Source organism: Rhizobium sp. BT03 (genome assembly GCF_030053155.1).
Classification (GTDB): domain Bacteria; phylum Pseudomonadota; class Alphaproteobacteria; order Rhizobiales; family Rhizobiaceae; genus Rhizobium.
In genome coordinates, this window is the sequence record NZ_CP125646.1 from 99,861 (window position 1) to 119,369 (window position 19,509).

At 59.4% G+C, this 19,509-nt stretch carries 12 protein-coding genes and 2 pseudogenes; 13 read left to right on the plus strand and 1 reads right to left on the minus strand.

The window, feature by feature from the left end; genetic code table 11:
• Window positions 1–2 precede the first annotated feature (2 nt).
• The 11 genes and pseudogenes from QMO80_RS32900 to QMO80_RS32950 all read left to right on the plus strand — a co-directional run bounded on the left by QMO80_RS32900 (window position 3) and on the right by QMO80_RS32950 (window position 11,455).
• Complete coding sequence (locus tag QMO80_RS32900) at window positions 3–2,471, plus strand: conjugal transfer protein TrbE (protein ID WP_283201816.1); 2,469 nt, start codon at window positions 3–5, stop codon at window positions 2,469–2,471.
• A gap of 31 nt (window positions 2,472–2,502) precedes the next feature.
• Complete coding sequence (gene trbJ, locus QMO80_RS32905; protein WP_283201850.1) at window positions 2,503–3,252, plus strand: P-type conjugative transfer protein TrbJ; 750 nt, start codon at window positions 2,503–2,505, stop codon at window positions 3,250–3,252.
• A complete protein-coding gene (trbK, locus tag QMO80_RS32910; protein ID WP_283201817.1) occupies window positions 3,249–3,470 on the plus strand; it encodes an entry exclusion protein TrbK in 222 nt (73 codons plus the stop codon). The genes trbJ and trbK overlap by 4 nt, the downstream gene beginning before the upstream one ends.
• Entirely contained in the window at window positions 3,464–4,654 is a 1,191-nt protein-coding gene (gene trbL, locus QMO80_RS32915) for a P-type conjugative transfer protein TrbL (protein ID WP_283201818.1), read from the plus strand. Before trbK ends, trbL begins: the two co-directional genes overlap by 7 nt.
• An 18-nt stretch (window positions 4,655–4,672) precedes the next feature.
• Complete coding sequence (locus QMO80_RS32920) at window positions 4,673–5,335, plus strand: conjugal transfer protein TrbF (RefSeq protein ID WP_283201819.1); 663 nt, start codon at window positions 4,673–4,675, stop codon at window positions 5,333–5,335.
• A gap of 16 nt (window positions 5,336–5,351) precedes the next feature.
• On the plus strand, window positions 5,352–6,197 hold the full coding sequence (gene trbG / locus QMO80_RS32925) for a P-type conjugative transfer protein TrbG (RefSeq protein ID WP_283201820.1): 846 nt from the start codon (window positions 5,352–5,354) through the stop codon (window positions 6,195–6,197).
• Window positions 6,197–6,658 carry a conjugal transfer protein TrbH gene (gene trbH, locus QMO80_RS32930; RefSeq protein ID WP_283201821.1) on the plus strand — a complete coding sequence of 154 codons (462 nt, stop codon included), beginning with the start codon at window positions 6,197–6,199 and terminating at the stop codon, window positions 6,656–6,658. The genes trbG and trbH overlap by 1 nt, the downstream gene beginning before the upstream one ends.
• A 12-nt stretch (window positions 6,659–6,670) precedes the next feature.
• Entirely contained in the window at window positions 6,671–7,972 is a 1,302-nt protein-coding gene (gene trbI / locus QMO80_RS32935) for an IncP-type conjugal transfer protein TrbI (protein ID WP_283201822.1), read from the plus strand.
• Between the two features lie 660 nt (window positions 7,973–8,632).
• On the plus strand, window positions 8,633–9,325 hold the full coding sequence (locus QMO80_RS32940; protein ID WP_127758567.1) for a response regulator transcription factor: 693 nt from the start codon (window positions 8,633–8,635) through the stop codon (window positions 9,323–9,325).
• Between the two features lie 56 nt (window positions 9,326–9,381).
• A pseudogene (locus tag QMO80_RS32945) lies at window positions 9,382–10,698 on the plus strand (transposase); the annotation flags it as partial.
• A 34-nt stretch (window positions 10,699–10,732) separates the two neighbouring features.
• Window positions 10,733–11,455, plus strand: a complete 723-nt coding sequence (locus QMO80_RS32950; RefSeq protein WP_245483072.1) for a GntR family transcriptional regulator — start codon at window positions 10,733–10,735, stop codon at window positions 11,453–11,455.
• A 274-nt stretch (window positions 11,456–11,729) separates the two neighbouring features.
• On the opposite strand, the pseudogene QMO80_RS32955 reads toward QMO80_RS32950, so the two are convergent.
• Window positions 11,730–11,991, minus strand: a pseudogene (locus QMO80_RS32955) (transposase); the annotation flags it as partial.
• A gap of 236 nt (window positions 11,992–12,227) precedes the next feature.
• Between QMO80_RS32955 and QMO80_RS32960 the strand changes: the two are divergent.
• The gene (locus QMO80_RS32960) at window positions 12,228–14,054 is read left to right on the plus strand and encodes an amino acid adenylation domain-containing protein (RefSeq protein ID WP_283201823.1); all 1,827 of its coding nucleotides are present in this window, start codon (window positions 12,228–12,230) and stop codon (window positions 14,052–14,054) included.
• Window positions 14,055–14,141: 87 nt separating this feature from the next.
• Window positions 14,142–19,466, plus strand: coding sequence for a type I polyketide synthase (locus QMO80_RS32965; RefSeq protein WP_127758566.1), 5,325 nt, complete (start codon window positions 14,142–14,144; stop codon window positions 19,464–19,466).
• Window positions 19,467–19,509: the final 43 nt, after the last annotated feature.

The following is a 19,509-nucleotide window of genomic DNA, read 5'->3' on the forward strand; positions in this document are numbered from 1 at the left end:
CCATGGTCGCTCTAAAGTCGTTCCGCCAGTCCGGTCCGTCATTCGCCGACCTCGTTCCCTATGCCGGTCTGGTCGACAATGGCATCATGCTGCTCAAGGACGGCAGCCTGATGGCCGGCTGGTATTTTGCCGGCCCGGACAGCGAGAGCTCGACCGACGTCGAGCACAACGAGGTCAGCCGCCAAATCAACGCGATCCTGTCGCGCCTCGGTTCGGGCTGGATGATCCAGGTCGAGGCCGCGCGGGTGCCAACGGTCGACTATCCGGCCGAGACAGACTGCCATTTCCCCGACGCCGTCACCCGCGCCATCGACGCGGAGCGGCGAGCGCATTTCGAGCGGGAACGCGGCCATTTCGAGAGCCGGCATGCGTTGATCCTGACCTGGCGGCCGCCGGAGCCGCGACGCTCGGGGCTGACCCGCTACGTCTACGCTGATGCCGGCTCCCGCTCGGCGACCTATGCCGACAGCGCGCTCGATTCTTTCCGCACCTCAATTCGTGAGGTCGAGCAGTATCTGGCCAACGTGGTGACGATCCGGCGCATGATGACCGAGGAGACAGAAGAGCGCGGCGGCTTCCGGATCGCGCGCTATGACGAACTCTTCCAGTTCATCCGCTTCTGCGTCACCGGCGAAAACCACCCGGTGCGCTTGCCCGAAATCCCTATGTATCTTGATTGGCTGGTGACGGCCGAGCTTCAGCATGGTCTAACGCCGACGGTCGAGAACCGTTTTCTCGGCGTGGTGGCGATCGACGGCCTGCCAGCGGAGAGCTGGCCGGGCATTCTCAATGCGCTGGATCTCATGCCGCTCACCTATCGTTGGTCGAGCCGCTTTGTCTTTCTCGACGAACAGGAGGCGCGGGCGCGGCTAGAGCGCACCCGCAAGAAATGGCAGCAGAAGATCCGGCCGTTCTTCGATCAACTGTTCCAGACGCAGAGCCGCTCGCTGGATCAGGATGCCATGATGATGGTGGCGGAATCCGAGGACGCGATCGCGGAAGCGGCCTCGCAACTCGTGTCTTATGGCTATTACACCCCGGTCATCGTCCTCTTCGACGACGAGCAGCCGCGTCTGCAGGAGAAGTGCGAGGCTATCCGCCGCTTAATCCAGGCCGAAGGCTTTGGCGCCAGGATCGAGACGCTGAACGCGACGGACGCCTTCCTCGGCAGCCTGCCCGGTGTTTCGTACGCCAACATCCGCGAGCCGCTGATCAACACCCGCAATCTCGCCGATCTCGTGCCGCTCAACTCCGTCTGGTCGGGAAGTCCTGTGGCGCCCTGCCCATTCTATCCGGCCGGTTCGCCGCCATTGATGCAGGTCGCCAGCGGCTCGACACCGTTCCGCTTGAACCTGCATGTCGATGACGTCGGTCATACGTTGATCTTCGGCCCGACGGGCTCGGGCAAGTCGACGCTGCTGGCGCTGATCGCCGCGCAGTTCCGCCGCTACAAAGATGCGCAGCTGTTTGCCTTCGACAAGGGGCGATCAATGCTGCCGCTGACATCAGCCGTCGGCGGTGATCACTATGAGATCGGCGGCGATGCGAGCGGAGAAGGGGAGGGGAGCTCGCCGCGGCTCGCCTTCTGCCCACTTGCAGAGCTCTCGACGGATGGCGATCGCGCCTGGGCGACCGAATGGCTGGAGACGCTTGTCGCGCTGCAGGGGGTCACGGTGACGCCCGATCATCGCAATGCGATCTCGCGTCAGATTGCACTCATGGCACAGTCGCGTGGCCGCTCCCTGTCTGACTTCGTCAGCGGCGTGCAGATGCGCGAGATCAAGGATGCGCTGCATCACTATTCTGTCGACGGGCCGATGGGCCAACTTCTCGATGCAGAGGAAGATGGCCTGACGCTTGGCGCCTTCCAGTGCTTCGAGGTCGAAGAGCTCATGAATATGGGCGAGCGCAACCTCGTGCCGGTTCTCACCTACCTGTTTCGCCGGGTCGAGAAGCGTCTCACCGGCGCGCCCAGCCTGATCATCCTCGACGAGGCGTGGCTGATGCTCGGTCATCCCTTGTTTCGAGACAAAATCCGCGAATGGCTGAAGGTGCTGCGCAAGGCCAATTGCGCGGTAGTGCTTGCCACGCAGTCGATCTCGGATGCGGAGCGTTCCGGCATTGTCGATGTGCTGAAGGAAAGCTGCCCGACCAAGATTTGCCTGCCGAACGGGGCGGCGCGCGAGCTCGGCACACGGGAATTCTATGAGCGGATCGGCTTTAACGAGCGGCAGATCGAGATCGTCGCCGCGGCACTGCCGAAGCGCGAATACTACGTCGCTTCACCGGATGGACGGCGGCTCTTCGACATGGCGCTCGGGCCCGTTGCGCTCTCCTTCGTCGGCGCCTCCGGCAAGGAAGACCTCAAGCGCATCCGGGCGCTTCACGCCGAACACGGTGACACCTGGCCGCTTTTGTGGCTGCAACAAAGAGGGATTGCTCATGCTGAAACATATCTCCGAAGCCCCTGATTGGGGGCGCGCTGTCGCTATCCTTGCGATCATGGCATCGATGGCGATGCCTGCAACGGGGCTTGCTGGTGGCGTCACCGGCGAGGCCACCGAGTTCACCCAGCTCGCCAACAACGCCGAGCTCATCTCGCTGGTCGGCAAGTCGGCCGAGCAGGTGAACAATCAGATCACCCAGATCAATCAGCTGGCCGAGCAGATCCAGAACCAGCTGAAGATCTACGGCAATATGCTGCAGAACACCGCGCAGCTGCCCGATCACGTCTGGGGCCAGGTCGAAAGCGATCTCAATCGGCTGCAGAGCATCGTCGGGCAGGGGCAGGGCATCGCGTTTTCGATGGGCAATATCGATGATCAGCTCAAGCAGCGCTTTCAGAGCTATGCCGATATGCAGACCAACCTGCCGACCCAGGCAAATTTTTCCACCACCTACCAGTCCTGGTCCGACACCAATCGCGACACGATCGCCGGCACGCTGAAGGCGGCGAATCTGACGGCTGAGCAGTTTTCGAGCGAGGAATCAACGATGTCGTCGTTGCGTACGATGTCGGAGAGCGCCGATGGCCAGATGAAGGCATTGCAGGTTGGCCATGAGATCGCCACCCAGGAAGTGGCGCAGATCCAGAAGCTGCGCGGCCTCGTCTCCCAGCAGATGACCATGATGGGCACCTGGTATCAATCGGAACAAGCGCAGAAGGATCTCGCCCAGGCCCGGCGCGAAAAGTTCTTCAACGCGCCCCAGCACGATATCCGCGGCGGCCAGATTATGGAGCCACGCTGGTGAGCGCGCGCCTGATCATCGCCCTTGTACTGGCAGGGATCGTCGGCTTCGGCTCCGGCGTCGGCTGGACCCGGTGGCAGATGTCTGCGGCGCAAGTGACTGGAGGCAATACGGTGCAGCCATCATCCGATGATGCACGGCGCGAGCGCAAGGAAAAATTCTTCAGCGGCGATACGGATCGCAACATTCGCGGCGGACAGGAGCTGAAACCGAGATGGTGATTGTCCGTCCGTCCCGTAGGCTCGAGCTTGCCTTCATCACCATTGGCATTCTCCTGTTGGCGAGCGCGCCTGCGCTTGCACAGCAAGGCCAGGTGCTGACCACGCTTGAGAACTCCGTCTCCACGGCCGTCAAAGGCTGGGAGACGACGATCACCAATGCGGCGCGCTCGCTGTTCTGGATCCTGGCCGGGATCGAGGTTGGCATCGCAGCCGTCTGGCTGGCGATCAATGCTGCCTCGCTCGACGCCTGGTTCGCAGAACTCGTCCGCCGCATCATGTTCATCGGGTTCTTCGCCTTCATTCTTGATCAGGGGCCGACGGTCGGCAGAGCGGTCGTCGACAGCCTCTATCAGATCGGCGCCGGCGGCGGGTCCGCTTCGCCTGCCAACATCTTCGACGCCGGTATCCAGGTCGCCTCGAAAATGTCTGAGCAGGTCAAGTTCGGCCTGTTTGAAGACAACTCGCTCGCCATCGCCGCGGTCTTCGCCATGGTGGTGGTGGTGATTGCCTTCAGCCTGGTTGCCGCGATCTTCGTCGCGGTCATGGTGGAGATGTATATCGGCCTGCTCGCCGGCATGATCATGCTTGGCCTTGGGGGTTCGTCCTATACCAAGGATTTTGCCATCCGCTATCTCGTCTATGCCTTCAGCGTCGGCATGAAGCTGATGGCACTGGTGATGATCTCCAAAATTGGTTCCGACATCCTGCTGGGGCTCGCCGAGACACCATCCACCGATACCGACCAGTTCATCAACACCCTGGCGATCGCCGGCATCAGCGTCGTCGTCTTCGTCATCGCCATGTATGTGCCGCCGATCATCCAGGGCGTAGTGCAGGGCGCATCGGTCTCCGGCGGCATGGAGGCAATCCGACACGGCGGACAGGCAGCGTCGTTTGCAGCGGGTGGAGCGTTTCTCGCCGCCGGCGCTGCCGGCGCTGGAATTGCGGCAGGGCAAGCGGCACGATCCGCTGGATCCTCGTTCACGGGTGCGGCTCTGCGAGGGATGGGCGCCGGCGTCTGGTCGGCGGGTCAGGCCACGGGCTCGGCTGCCAAGGAAAAGGCAATCGGCTCGCCGGGCGCCTATGCCGGTTCGCTGCTCGGTTTGGCGAACGCCAAGCTGGACGGAAACCGCAGCGGCTCTGGCAGACGCACGCCCCCTCCCGAACGCCACGATCAATCGTAATCAAAAAAGGACGGGAAGATGGCAGCCAATCGTGCCCCCGATAACCCCTATCTTGCCGCCCGCCAGGAATGGAACGAGCGCTACGGATCCTATGTGAAATCTGCATCAGCCTGGCGGCTCGTCGGCATCACCGGAATGGTCATGGCGGTCGTCGGCTTTTCCTATGCGCTTTACCAGAGCACGCAGGTCAAGCTCGTTCCCTATATCGTCGAGGTCGACAAGCTCGGCACGGCTGCGACAGCCGGGTTCCCGCAGCAGATCGAATATGCTGACCCGCGCGTCGTGCGCGCTACGCTTGGCGGCTTCGTCTCGAACTTCCGCTCCGTGACGCCGGATGCCGTGGTGCAGAAGCAATATATCGACCGCACTTATGCGCTGCTTCGAACCTCGGATCCGGCAACCGAGAAGGTCAATGCCTGGTTTCGCTCGAGTTCGCCGTTCGAGAAGGCGAAGAATGCCACCGTCGCCATTGAGGTCAACAACATCGTGGCGCTCTCCAATCAATCCTATCAGATCGACTGGACCGAGTTCGAACGCGACCGGAAGGGCAAGGAGACCGCCCTTCGCCGGTTTCGCGGCATTGCCACTGTAACGCTGACCCCGCCCCAGGACGAGGGCGTCATCCGCCTCAACCCGATCGGTCTTTACCTCAAGGATTTCGACTGGACTGCACAGCTTTGAAAGGCATGGCCTCTGCATGAATACGACAACACTGAATGGCCGCGCCGGGCTGGCCCTGACATTAGTATCCAGCCTGATCGTTGGAACCGCTTTCACCTCTGACGCGCGAGCTCAAGACGTTTCGGCCAACGAACGAAAGGGCATCGATATCTCCGGCAAGTGGCGTGGCACGCGCGGACTTGTAACCAAAGGCGACGATGGAAAGATCATATTCCTCTTTGGCGAGGTGCAGCCTTCCGTCGTCTGCTCGCCGCTGCAGGTCTGCGATATCGAGCTGCAGCCTGGCGAGGTGGTTCGGGACGTGCTGGTCGGCGATACCGTGCGCTGGAAAGTCGAACCCGCGACGTCGGGTGCAGCCGGCGGGCAGGCGATCCATCTGATCGTCAAGCCGTCTGAGCCGGGATTGGTCACCTCGATGGTGGTTACCACCTCGCGGCGCACCTATCATATCCAGCTGAAGTCTCATCCTACCCAATACATGGCGCGCGTCGGCTTCGAATATCCTGAGGACGTGTCGGCCAAGCTTGCTGACATCAATGCCCGACTGGAGGCCAGCACCATTCCCGGCGCCAATGTGCCGGCCGAGCAACTGAGCTTCTCCTATTCCGTCTCCGGGCGGGCCGGATGGCGGCCGACACGGGTCTATAGCGACGGCCAGAAGACCTACATCCAGTTCCCGCGCAGGATTTCCGGCCAGGATGCGCCGGTTCTGTTCGTCGTATCCGGCGGCCAGAACCGGATCGTCAATTACCGCATGAAGGACGACATGATGATCGTCGACTACAACGTCGACAAGGCGGTTCTCTTCTCCGGCGTCGGCTGGAAACAGGAGAAGGTGACGATCAGGCGGGGAGGGCGGTGATGAGAACCGCTCGCTCCACCCAGATGCGATGCCTCGCGACCGCCGTCCTCATCGCTCTTCTCCTTTCCGGATGCCAGAGCGCCGGAAGCGATGGTCTCGTGGTCAGCGATGCGGCGCCAGAAATATCGGGGCCGGCAGCCAGCGCGATTGCCGGCGATATGGTCAGCCGCCTCGCGGAACAAATCGGACCGGGCAAGGCGACGGTGGCACTTAAGGCTGACGACTCTCCCTTCGGCCAGGCACTGGAAGCCGCTCTGAAGGGTTGGGGTTATGCCGTCGTCACCGATCAGAAGGCTGACGACAAGCAAAAGGTCGTTTCGCTTGCCTATGTGATCTTGCCCTTCGAGGGCCAGGTGCTGGCGCGCCTCTCCACGTCCAATGTCGAGCTTGGACGCGCCTATACGGTCACGGCGAACGGAGCGACACCGGCAAGCGCGCTTTCGTTGCTCAAGCGCGGGTGAGGGGAGGGGATCATGGTACAATCGCTCACGCTCGGCGGCGCCACCAATGAGGAGGCGCAATCCGGCATGCGCCGGATCAACCGCCTGCCGATCATCATCGTGGTCGTGCTGGTGGTCGCGTTCCTGGGTGTGATCTTTTTCGGCCTGACTTCCCGCGGTCTGTTCTTCAACAGGGACCCTAGTCTGGAGACCACTACCGGCACGCCCGCCTCGACATTCGCCGATCAGATCAAGCGCGGCGTCACCGATGGCATTATCGGCGACACCGAGCAGCAGGTTACCTTCCAGCCAACGCCGGTTGAAAAGAAGGAGGACAAAGGGGCCAACCGCTTCGCGGCGCAGCCGACGAAGGTGGAAGATCAGAAACAGGCGTTAGAGCCGGAGGCGGAATGGCGGGCGCGGCTGCGTCGTGAGCAACAGGAGCAGTATCTGCGCGAGCGGCAGCGCCAGAGAATGGCCCGCTTGCAGGCCAATGACGCGGCCTATGATGCGCCGCTCGCCATCGATCGCAGCAAGCGGGCGGCAAGCGCGAAAGCAAACGACCAAAGGACAGCTGATACGAGCACGGCATCATCGACGAATACGACGACGCCGGACCTTTATGCCGCCGCCCTGAAAAGCGGCTTGATGGGGCAAGACGTCGATCAGAACGGTCAGAAGTCGAAAGAGGATTTCTTCAACAGCGACCTGAAAGAGCTCGGCTATCTGCCGAACCGTGTCGTGCCGCAGCAATCGCTCTTTGAGCTGAAACGGGGCTCGGTGATTCCGGCGACATTGATAACCGGCATAAATTCCGACCTGCCAGGCCGTATCACGGCGCAGGTCAGCCAGAATGTCTATGACAGCGCGACCGGGCATCGGCTGCTGATCCCGCAAGGCGCGAAACTGTTCGGTCGCTATGACAGCAAGGTGTCGTTCGGGCAAAGCCGCGTTCTGGTCGTCTGGACCGACCTGATCTTTCCGAATGGGTCGACGCTGCAGATCGGCGGCATGGCTGGGACCGATGCCCAAGGCTATGGCGGCTTCAATGACAAGGTGAACAACCACTATTGGCGGACCTTCGGTTCCGCGGCGCTGATCGCGCTGATCGGGACGGGCATTGACGCGTCGATGCCGCAAAGCTCGACGTTAGCCACGCAGGAGACCGCGTCGGATGCGGCAAGGCGGAATTTCGCGGAAAGTTTCGGTCGCGTGGCCGAGCAGACGATTAGTCGAAACCTGAATGTCCAGCCGACGCTTGAGATCAGGCCTGGCTACAAGTTCAACGTGCTGGTTGATCAGGACATCGTGTTTCAGGGGTCGTACCGAAAGTAGGTTTCTGGTGCAGGAAACGACGGCATGCCGGCGTCATCTTTCAGTCTCGAACGCCTCATGTCTATAGCGCTTTGCTCTAATAATCCGTGGCGATACTGCAGCTGAGGGAAGATGAGAAAGCTGGTCGAAGCGCTGACTGGATCCCGACCATTGCGAGGAAGCGGGCGTCCTACCCATGGAATTTGTCGAGATCTGGAACGAGATTTGGCCCACCAGTTCCTTGCGAAGTTTCATCGTCGCCTTCGCCCTCTTCGCCCTTCTGGACCAGAGGGCTGAAAGATCGGAGCGGCCCACATGATGCTTCTTGATGCGCATGGTCTGGCTCGCGCCTAAAACGCGCAGCCGTCGACACACTTCTGCCTGTAGCAAGTATTGCGATCGCACGTATCGGATCCGACAGATTCCGCCGCTTTGTCGCATCCATGACAAAATTTTGTTGAGGCCTTTCTAAGGTTGAATCAGGTTAACTTGTTGTAATGAAATTGCAAAATTTCTTTCAAAATCGATCATACAAACGGCACAGATCTTGAAGTTCTTCACCGCGAGCCGGCTGGCTCGAAATGCCACCCTGTCGCGCGCTGTCGCGATTGTTTGAACAAGAGAGTTGAGCAACATGGCAAATCGGCATCAAATCGCAATGAAGGGATAAGCAGAGCGCCGATGAACCCAATGGTCCTGATTTGTTCGCAAGACGCGGAGTTCTATTTAAATTACAGCCACATCCTGAGGATGGCCGGCTTCGCGAGTGGATTGGCCGGCGGCTTTGAGGAAGTGCTTGCAATGGTCGACGAACGGGATGCGCAGGCTGTGGTGTTGGACTGCCAGCCCACGAGCGTGGCATTCTCCAAAAGCTGCGTTCGACTGAAGCGAAAGCTCCAGCTTGGCGATGTACCTGTCGTTGCGTTGATCCCGCCGGGAGCCGGAAGCCAGCAACTCGACCTCTTGAAGGCCGGCATTGACGAGAGCTTCATACGTCCAGTCGCGCCGGCTAAGGTAATCGACTATCTGCGCGCGAAGACAGTTTCGGCGCCACCGGCGCCACACGGCCGATCGCTTTGCTGTGGCGACCTTGAAATGATGGTTGATACGTACCGGGTGCGCTGCAGTGGCCAAGAGATACATCTCGGACCGATTGAGTTCAACTTGCTCCGGCACCTGCTTGAGCATCCTCAGAAGACCTTTAGCCGAGGCGATTTGATTCGCGCAGTCTGGCCTGACAATATCCACGTGGGTGAACGCACCGTCGATGTTCATATCAGCCGGCTCAGAAGAACGCTGGGGACGTCCTCACCTCGCCGGATCATTCGCACGATCAGGTCGGCCGGTTATTGCCTCGAAGAACCGGGCAACTGACATAAATGGCCAGTCCTGAAGGCGTACAGAAGCTTGATTGTGGCCCAGAAACAGCTCGGGTTTTGCAGCGCAAGCAAAATGGCGAGCGCGCCGACCGGCTCCGCCTCGTGGCCAATGAGGAACGGGTCTCGTTTGCCTTCGAAGAAGTGGAAACCGGCCTATCAGAAATCCTCAGTGAATTCGACTGCGCAGCCAAAGACAAACCGACGCGAGCGCCCCGTTCGCGCAAGGTTTTTGCCGCACATCTCGAGTGCATCGAGGAGGTCATAGAGCCGGCGATTTCGGCCGGGGTCAAAGTGCTGGAAAAGGTTTTGATCGATCAGGACCGCTGGGAACATCTAGGCGTCCTGCCGCCGACGTTCAGTGTTGTCGTGACGCGTTGTCCCAAATACGCTTTTCGGAGCAGCGACGGGGCGGTCCAAGCCCTGACACCGACACACCTCATCGAAGACGGGCTGCCGCCCTATATCGCCGTTTCCAAATACTCCGGCAGTCTTCCTCTTTATCGCCAGGAAGCAATCTATCTGGGTGCGGAGATCAGCCGATCGCTGATGGCCCAATGGATAGAGCATCTCGGCTTCAAACTGCGGATGCTGACAGATTATAATCAGGATAGGGTCAAGCAGGGCGGAAGGATCTTTTGCCGACGAGACGACCCTGCCGGCTCTTGCGCGCCGTTTGGGGAAAACCAAAAAGCTTACGAACGCGACGACCGCGCCTATGGTGGAACAAGTCCGCCGATGGTGGCATATCGTCTTGAAGACAGCAAAGTGCGGATCGCGTGATGCGTCATCTCTCCAGATTCACCGGCATCCTGCAAGTGGATGGCTACTCGGCTTCTACCGATCTCGTCAAGACGCGGGCAAAAACCGGCAGCAACGAAACGGCACAGCTTGCGGGATGTTGGGGATATCTACGGCGCAAGTTTTGTGACCTGCACATAAGCGGAATCTCGCAGGCCGCCACAGACGCTGTACCCGCAATCACCGATCTCTGGCACATCGAGGGTGAAGTTCGCGGGAAGATTGCCGACAGCCGCACCATCCGGCCCCACCTGAAATCCTCAGCTATGGTCGCTGGCCTCTTCGAGCTCCGGGGCAAGGAACTGGGGAAATTCTCGAGAAAATCTAAAACCGCCGAGCCGGTACGCGCTCAGCCGGCGCGAAGCGCTGGAACGCTTTCTGATGGACCGCCGCATCGAGATCAGTTCCACCATCGCCGAACGATAGTCGCACGCTTGCACCTACAAAATGAATCGCGTTGATCCGCTCGACTGGCTCTCGCGGACCCGCATTACTCAGGTCTGGCCCGCATCCGAAATCGAAGCCCTCATACCTTGGAAGTTCATGTCAGACGCCTCCGCTTATGAATGACCCCGATAATACCCGATTTTGGAGATCAACCCAAATGTCACAACGCTCGAAGTACGAAATACCACCATTCAAGGCTTCCCCGAGTTCGACTATTGAGCATGTCTATACGGAACTGAAGAACGCATTGATGTCTGGGGAATTTTGGCCCGGGCAGCCGATGCGTCTCAACGATCTGGCTGCCGCATTCGGCACCAGCCACATGCCGATCCGCGAGTCGCTCAACCGGCTCAGCGGCATCGACATACTCGAACGGGCGCCGCGACAATCCGCGCGCGTTCCAATGATCACTGCTGAAGGCCTCCGCGATCTACTGCAAGTGCGCCTTCTGAATGAACGGCAGGCGATAATCTGGGGCGCAAAGAAATCTTCTGGCAAGATTCTGAACTATGTCAGAGAAATTGACGACAAAATGAATCTGCTCAATCTGGAAAAGAAAGCTGACCTCAAAGAGTATCTGAAGCTAAACCAACTGTTTCATTTTACCGTGTACAATCTCTCTCAAAACAAGGTCTTGATGAACACGATCGAGGCGCATTGGCTCCAGGCGGGCCCGGTCCTCGGGCTCAGGCGGAAAGAAACAAAAGTTGTTGCGGACCACCAAAATCATCGCGAAATAATCGACCAGTTGGAGAAAGGCAACGGCTTGGCTGCCGCCGACGCCCTCGAGCGCAACATCATTGAAGCGCATGAGCAGGTTCTTGCGATTCTTAACAAGTCTGACCTGAAGAATCGTGCGGGAAATCAAGGCCGTGCCTAGGAACGCGCAATCGTGTCTCGAAGTGGCAACAGACTTGTACCTTGTGCCCGTCGCAGCACTAGGTGACCTATGTGCGGGTGACTGGACGCAGGAGTGCATTGGCCAGCGCCTTCATCGCTGTGGTGATCGCGGGTATTCCGAAATTCAAGCCAAGACAGAGCCGAACCATCGATAGTCAGGCGAACGCACCTCTCCCTAGTTTCACTCAGTCAAGACTTGGTTGAGACTTTGGTTCGATCCGCGATTTCGTGGATCGTCTGCGCGTCTACGAATGCTTGCCTCCGGTGAAGTGAGGCTTGGGAGTAAGGTCGCGACAGGCCGCAAAGTCCCTCGCACACGAAGTTGCCGACATCCGGGATGGTGGCTGCGGCAATCGTTGCGGACATCATTCCCACACCGGGATCGTAACCAAACGCTGGTTTGTTTCGCCAGGTTCGTTGGCCCCTTCGATCCGTCTGTCAGCCGTTCGATCCGCTGCTTCGTCTCGGACATGGTCGGAGTGTAAGGTCTCGGGCAACCGCGCTGCTTTCCGGCATCCCCGCACTCTTCGCCCGAAATATTAAGAACATATTAAGTTTTTGTAAACCGATTGACTGTGCAACTTCCGCCGATAAGGTAAAAAACCTATTCAACGATGCCATAGCATGCCGAAAGAAGAATTATGCAGAGTTTATACAACGCCAAAAGTCCTTCAGAGCAGACTATTGCGTCGTCTGTGCTTCGGCATGCATCCAAATTTCCTTTTCGTCCGGCTGTAATTTACGGAACAGAAGTGATCAACTACATGGATTTGTGGCGGCGAGCCCGTGAGATAGCTTGCGCCCTAAAAACTGGACGTAAAGGGGGTTTGGACCGCGTCGCAATCCATCTTCCCATCGGCGTTGACCGGATCGCGGCGATCCTCGGCTGTCAAATCCTGGGTGTTCCCTACGTTCCTGTGGAACCCAATCTTCCAGAGAGTCGCATTCGCGAGATGCTTGCGCAAGTGAAGCCGAGCGTGCTCCTCAGTTCTTCAGCCGTCTACTCGGCGAGTCTCGAGGATGTCTCGTCGGGCTCGCCAGTGCTCGTCGAGAAAGTTAGAGTGCGCGCAGCCGACGGTGGACCGTCGAACGGAGATGTGGCGCTGCCGCCAAAGTCCAGTGGCTACGTTATCTTTACCTCGGGTTCAACTGGCAAGCCGAAGGCAGTCGACATGAGAGGAGCAGCGCTTCAAAACCTGGTGGATTGGCAGATCGAACTTTCGACCCTGTCAGACAATGCGGCAACCGCTCAGTTCGCCCCTATTTCGTTTGATGTATCGTTTCAGGAGATCTTCTCCACCCTCTGCTGCGGTGGCCGTATCGTCATTCTAACGAATGAACAGCGGATCGACCCCGATTTGCTTTCCGACGAGATACAGCGTGCCCGGGTGGAACGACTGTTCCTGCCATTTGTCGCCCTCCAGCAATTGGCGTCGAGTTGCGTGGAGCGCAATGTGTTTCCCCACTGTCTACGCGAGATCCACACCGCCGGCGAACAGCTCGTGGTCTCTTCCGCTTTGCGAGAGTTTTTCGACAAGCTCCCCCAGTGTCGGCTCTTCAATCAGTACGGTCCCTCCGAGACCCACGTCGTCTCCTGTCACGAGCTTGACGGCAATCCAACCGAATGGCCTAGGTTGCCACCGATCGGTCGGGCTCTGCCGAATGTCGAACTCCTTATTTTAGATGAAGATGCGCGACCGGTGAGGTCACGTGAGGTGGGAGAGCTCTATATCGGTGGCGTTTGTCTCGCACAGGGTTATTTCCAGGATAACGAGCGGACAGAGGAACGATTCGTAACTATTGATGTTAACGGCACGTCAACGAGATTGTATCGGACCGGAGACTTTGCGACGTCAGATGAAAGTGGCTGTTTTTTCTTTTGTGGTCGCCGTGACGATCAAATCAAAATCGACGGCCACAGGGTAGAACTCGGGGAAATTGAGAGCGTTATAGCTGATCACCCGGACGTGGCCGAAGTCGCCATGGTTTTCAAACGTGATGCAAATGGACCGGGGCGGCTGATCGCCTGCCTAACGAGCAAAGATTGGGCGCCAACCGCCGGTCTCGAGACAGCAATTCGCGCGCATGTCCGTAAGATGCTCCCTGGCTACATGACGCCGGACCGTGTCCAGATCATCGGCGCGATGCCCAAAACGGCGAGTGGCAAGGTCGATCGCAAATCAATCGCCGAAAAGCTGTGTGCCGAAAAGGTCAAGACCTCGACACCGCCTGTCGACAAGGCTGCCAGTGCCAATACAAGCGGATTGGCGAAGGGCGGTGATCTGTGCGGCGCGATTACCTCCCACTGGCAGGAGCTTCTGGACCATCCCTCGCTCGCGGATTCGGACAACGTGTTCGATTTCGGCGCGCGTTCGATCATGATCCCGGAGCTTCAACGCCGCCTTCGCCGCCAGTTTGGTATAAACATGTCAGCGATCATGGTTTTCCGGCATCCTTCGCCGAGGGAGCTTGCAGACTTTTTATCGGGAAAATCGGCGAAGGGCGATGCATCGAACACGACGTTGGCTGATCTCGCAACCCGGCGCATGTCGACCAAAAGACGCGCTTCCCGGCGCTGATCTGCGCACCGATGACCCGCTCCAGACCACAGATTAAGGCGCTCCGGAAGCCAACGTCCAGATGACCGGAGCAGAGACGAGGTGAAAATGAACGGCCCCATTCACAGAGCTACGCCCATCGCAATTATTGGCATGGCCTGCCGGTTCCCCGATGCTGATACGCCCAAGGCGTTCTGGGAAAACATTATTGCCGGACGCGAGAGCGTCCGTCAGTTGTCGGATGTTGAACTCGCCGGCGCGGGCGTCGAGCCCGAGGATTGGGAAGCAGACGATTATATCCGCCACGGCGCCCCGCTTATGGGCCTCAGCTACTTCGACGCTGACTTCTTCGGCATCATGCCTCGTGAGGCGGCTCTCCTCGATCCGCAGCACCGACTATTCCTGGAAAGCATTTGGCACGCCATCGAAGATGCTGGCTACGCCGTCAGTTCGAGCGAGATGACAACGGGCATCTATGCCGGCTCCGGCCCGAATAGCTATTTTGCTAGAATCGTAGCCGGCTCGCACGATTTCAGCAAGGAAGGCATGCTCGACACAATGTCCGGCTTCCAGGCCATGCTGGGAAACGATAAGGATTACCTAGCGACTCGGGCGGCCCATCGCCTCAACCTCATCGGCCCTGCCGTCAACGTCCAAACAGCTTGTTCGACCTCACTCGTAAGTCTACATCTGGCCTGCAGCGGTCTCCATAACGGCGAATGCGACTTGGCACTGGCGGGCGGTGTCACGGCAATTATCCCCGACGGTGCTGGGTATCGGCATCAAGAGGGCATGATCTTGTCAAGCGATGGGCACTGCCGTCCGTTCGATGCCGAGGCCAGCGGCACGGTGTTTTCGAGTGGCGTCGGCGTGCTTGCGCTTCGACGTCTCGATGACGCGCTTGCCGAGGGTGACACCATCCACGCTGTTATTCGCGGATCGGCTATCAACAATGACGGAAACGACAAGATCAGCTTTTCGGCGCCGAGCATCGAGGGCCAATCGAGCGTCGTCGCAAGAGCACTCATGAACAGCTCGCTCGCGCCGGAAACAATCTCCTACATGGAGATGCATGGAACGGGCACGAAACTGGGTGATCCGATCGAGATCGAAGCCCTCAGCGAAGTCTTTGCTGGTTTGCCGGCGGATGTCGCGCCAATCACCCTTGGTTCGGTGAAGGCCAATATCGGCCATACGATCGCCGCTTCAGGCGTCGCGGGTGTAATCAAGACGGTCATGGCACTGAAGTCGCGAACCTTGCCGCCGGCGGTCAATTTCAAGACGCCCAATCCGGAGATCAACTTCGATCGCCTTCCCTTTGTCGTGCCGGCGAGCGCTGTGCCCTGGACGTCCGAGGGTCCGCGGCGCGCGGGCATCAGTTCGTTCGGCGTGGGCGGAACGAATGCCCATGTCATTTTGGAAGAAGCACCGAGCGAGACGGGCGGTTCATCTCAGCCGAACGATGCGCCGCACCACCCGGACGTCCCTCGTACGCTGAACATTTCGGCACGCACGCCACAGGCCCTGCGCGCCATGGCGAAGAATTTTGCCTTGCGACTCGAGACCGCACAGCCCAGCGAGCGCGACGCCATCTGCTTCACTGCGAACACCGCCCGCCGCGCTTTTGAGTATCGTAGTTTCGCGACCGGTCGGACAACTAGGGAGTTGGCCGAGAGTCTTCGCGCAAGCGATTATGGCCGTGTTGACGTCTCCAAACACGTGGTTCCCGCCGCGCTGTTCACCGGACAGGGCGGCCAGGGCGAAGATATGGGGCGCGGACTCTACGAGAGCAATCCGATCTTCCGCGAAGCCTTCGACGCCTGTGACGCGGTAATCTCACGGCTTCGCAAACACGGGTTGGGCGAGATCCTTTACGGTGACGGGACGCTCGCCCATTTCGTTCACGATACTGAATATACCCAGCCCGCCCTGTTCGCGATCGAACTCGCACTCGCCCGAGTTTTCAAGGCTAAGGGCTTTGTCCCAAAGATCGTTATCGGCCACAGCATCGGAGAATACGTGGCGGCCTATCTTGCCGGCGTGTTCTCATTGGAGGACGGCCTGAAGCTGATTACCAAGCGCGGCGAATTGATGGGTAGGCTTCCGCGCAATGGCGGCATGGTCGCATTGACGGCTGATGCGAACACAGCCCATCAGATGATCCGGGACGCCGAAGTCGAGCTCGCCATCGCAGCCGAGAACGGACCAGCCAATACGGTGGTCGCGGGCGAGACGAACGCGCTTGAAACGCTGATCAAGGTCGCCAAGAAAGAAGGCGTCAGCACAACACAGTTGAAGGTCTCGCACGCCTTTCATTCGCATCTCATGGATCCGATTCTCGAAGAGTTTGAGGCGTTCGCGAGCACCCTCGATTTTTCCAAGCCAGACGGGCGACTGATCAGTGCGATGACGGGTAAGGTCGCTGGCGAAAACGTCGCTAATGCCCGCTACTGGACCGAACACGTTCGCCAGCCCGTTCTGTTCCATCGGGGCATGATAGCGGCGGAACAAATTGGGGCGAATCTCTTCCTCGAAATCGGACCGCACCCGGTCCTAACTCCGATTGCGCAGGCGGCCCTAGATGGCCTTGCCTCGCCGTCGCAATTCGTCTCGAGCCTGCATCGCAACCGCAATGACGAAGAGGTCCTCGCCGAGACGGCAGGCCGCCTTTTCCTCGGCGGCCTTACGATCGATACGCTCACCGATCTGCCGGATAATGAACGCAGGTTCGTCGATCTTCCCCTCTATCCCTTCGAGCGTCAGCATCACTGGATCGACCCGAAACCAAGTGACCGGCTGGCATGGCACTGCCGCCGCGAATGGCACGTGGAAAAGCAGTCGGCGCCGCAACCGCCGAAAGACCAGGCAGTCTGGTTTATCGTCGGCAATGCCCTGGGTCTCGCCGGGCGTTTAGCCCACGCGATCGAGGGGAAGAGCGAAGGAGCCAAACAGACAGCGGTCGTTCTCTCGAACATCGAAAAAGGTCTCATTGGCGGTGTGCTGGACGGGTATGTCGCCGGAATCATCGTAGCCCATGAGAGCCCGAAAGGCGCGTCAAGTGGACAGATCGGCGAGGCGGCGCACAGCCACGCCGCCACCCTGACGCATTTTGTCCAGGCGGTTCAGACAGCCACCAAGCATTGCAATCTGGCGAGGGCGAAAATTTGGGTCGTCGGCCAAGCCGGCCGGACCGTGCCCCAAAAAGATAAACCAATTCCAGACGCAGCTCGTCCCGCCTCACTGGTCAGCGCCTCCCTGCATGGATTGGCGATGGTGCTGGCGAGCGAACAACCCGATCTGTGGGGAGGGGACATCGATCTCAGCGCGGATCCGAGCGATGCGGAGATCGCGGCCGCGGTCGGCATTATCTTCGGTGGCTCTGGGTCGGAGACCGCCTACGCCGTGCGCGGCGAGGAGCGGTACGTGCTACGCCTCAGCGAATGCAGCGATGTCGGTACGGATTGCTCGGTCGATCCGCAGAAGACCTATCTCATCACGGGCGGGCTTGGCGCTCTCGGATCGCTAGTGGGCGAATGGCTGATCAATCGTGGTGCGCGCCGCCTCGCGCTTCTCAACAGGGACGTCGCGGACGGCGCCAAACGGAGACGGCTCGAAGCCCTGCGCCGTTCCGGCGCTGAGATCGAGGCGCACGCGGTTGACATCGCCGACCAGGCCGGAGTCGAAAGAATTCTAACCGATCTCTCGGAGGCGGGCCATCAACTTGGCGGGATTGTCCACACCGCTGGCATCGTTCAGGATGCCACCCTCGGATCTATTGAGGACGCGAGTGAGCTCGAACGCGCTCTCTTGGCCAAACTCCAGGGTACCCTAGTACTCGACAAAGCAAGCCGTCGATTCTCACCTGACTTCTTCGTGTGCTTCTCCTCGGTTAGCGCGCTTCTCGGTATGAAGGGTCAAGCGGCCTACGTGGCGGCCAATGCTGCGATGAACCGCATTGTTGAGGGCCGCAACGCCGAGGGTCTGCCAGGTGTCAGCATCGAATGGGGTCCCTGGGCGGAAGCCGGCATGGCATCCGGACTGGACGAATGCCTGCGCAAGCGTCTGACGGATCTCGGCCTGCTCGCGATCCGCAATCGGGAGGCGATCGAGCGGTTGGGGGGCCTGTTCGCCTCGACTGGCACCCTCACCGCAGCACCGATCCTGTGGGAACGTTTTGCCAAAAAGCAGTACGGGAAGCCGCCCGCTTGGCTCACGCCTCTGATGAATGTGCACAAGAATCCGCAGACGGCCAATAACGACGAGGCGACAGACCCACTTGCGAGGCTCTTTGGCTTGGTCGCGCCAAGCGAACGGGGTCGCGCGATCGAAAGCTTCTTGCGCGGAGAAGTCGCCGGTGTGCTGGGGATCGCCGATCCGGACAGCCTTCCGATGGACGCATCGCTCAACCAGATGGGCTTCGACTCCTTGGCTACAATTGAGTTTCGCAACGAACTCGCCAAGACCGGCATCAAGGTTTCGCTCCAGAAGCTCGTGATGGGTGCCTCAATCGCGGAGATGGCGGCCGATACTGAAACACAGGTGACCGCCGCTCTCCGGGGTGGAAAGGCGGTACTGACAGCGCCAGTCGTGGTCGACAGCGCTCAGGGCTACAACAAGAGCGCGGTGATCATTCCGCGCCCGAAGCCCGACGCCCCGATCCGCCTTATCTGCTTTCCGTACGCCGGCGGCGGCCCCCTCGTATTCCAGCGCTGGATCGACAAGATGCCTGATCATATCGAGCTTGGCATCGTGCAGATGCCAGGCCGCAGTGCGCGCCTGGCAGAAGGCTACTGGGCAAGGATGGAGGACGTGGTCGACGGCATCGTACCGGAGATGCTTCCTTACCTTAAGGAAAAACCGTTCGCGTTCTTCGGGTTTTGCTTAGGCGCCGTGCAGGCCTTTGAGGTTGCCCAGCGGGTGCGTCGCGATCACGGCCTGGAGCCGGAACACTTCTTCGTGGCCGGTGCTCGCTCGCCGCAGAGCTACAATGACGACCAGTTCGCCATCGATGTCCAGCAGTTCAATCACGAGACCGGCAGGGCCGAACACGAACTCAACGAGAGCGAGTTCGTTGAGATGCTAAAGGAGGTAAATTTCGCCAACAATAAGGCGCTGTTTGAAGATCCCGAGATGCGCGCGGTGATGCTTCCGATTATACAAGCCGATTATGCGATCAACAACGCCTATCGCTACGGTTCTCATCCTCCGCTCGACGCTCCCATCACTGCGGTCGGCGGCCGCATCGATCCCTATGTTACGGGCGACCAAATTTTCGGCTGGAAAGAGCATACCACGAAGGAGTTCAAGGCTCATTTTTGCGCCGGCGACCATTTCTTCATGGAACACCAATTAGAACTCCTTACGAGCATCGCGATCGAAGACCTCGAGTCCGTCGTCAAGCGGTTGATTGTAGATGATGTAATGGCCCCATAAATATCCGGACAGGATCTCCCACTTAACAAGTGTGCGAGGTAAT

Coding starts and splice junctions, on each gene's coding strand:
- trbJ (WP_283201850.1), top strand. CDS start 2,503: ATGGCATCGATGGCGATGCCTGCAACGGGGCTTGCTGGTGGCGTCACC.
- trbH (WP_283201821.1), top strand. CDS start 6,197: ATGAGAACCGCTCGCTCCACCCAGATGCGATGCCTCGCGACCGCCGTC.
- QMO80_RS32950 (WP_245483072.1), top strand. CDS start 10,733: ATGTCACAACGCTCGAAGTACGAAATACCACCATTCAAGGCTTCCCCG.
- QMO80_RS32920 (WP_283201819.1), top strand. CDS start 4,673: ATGGCAGCCAATCGTGCCCCCGATAACCCCTATCTTGCCGCCCGCCAG.
- trbG (WP_283201820.1), top strand. CDS start 5,352: ATGAATACGACAACACTGAATGGCCGCGCCGGGCTGGCCCTGACATTA.
- QMO80_RS32940 (WP_127758567.1), top strand. CDS start 8,633: ATGAACCCAATGGTCCTGATTTGTTCGCAAGACGCGGAGTTCTATTTA.
- trbI (WP_283201822.1), top strand. CDS start 6,671: ATGGTACAATCGCTCACGCTCGGCGGCGCCACCAATGAGGAGGCGCAA.
- QMO80_RS32965 (WP_127758566.1), top strand. CDS start 14,142: ATGAACGGCCCCATTCACAGAGCTACGCCCATCGCAATTATTGGCATG.
- trbL (WP_283201818.1), top strand. CDS start 3,464: ATGGTGATTGTCCGTCCGTCCCGTAGGCTCGAGCTTGCCTTCATCACC.
- QMO80_RS32900 (WP_283201816.1), top strand. CDS start 3: ATGGTCGCTCTAAAGTCGTTCCGCCAGTCCGGTCCGTCATTCGCCGAC.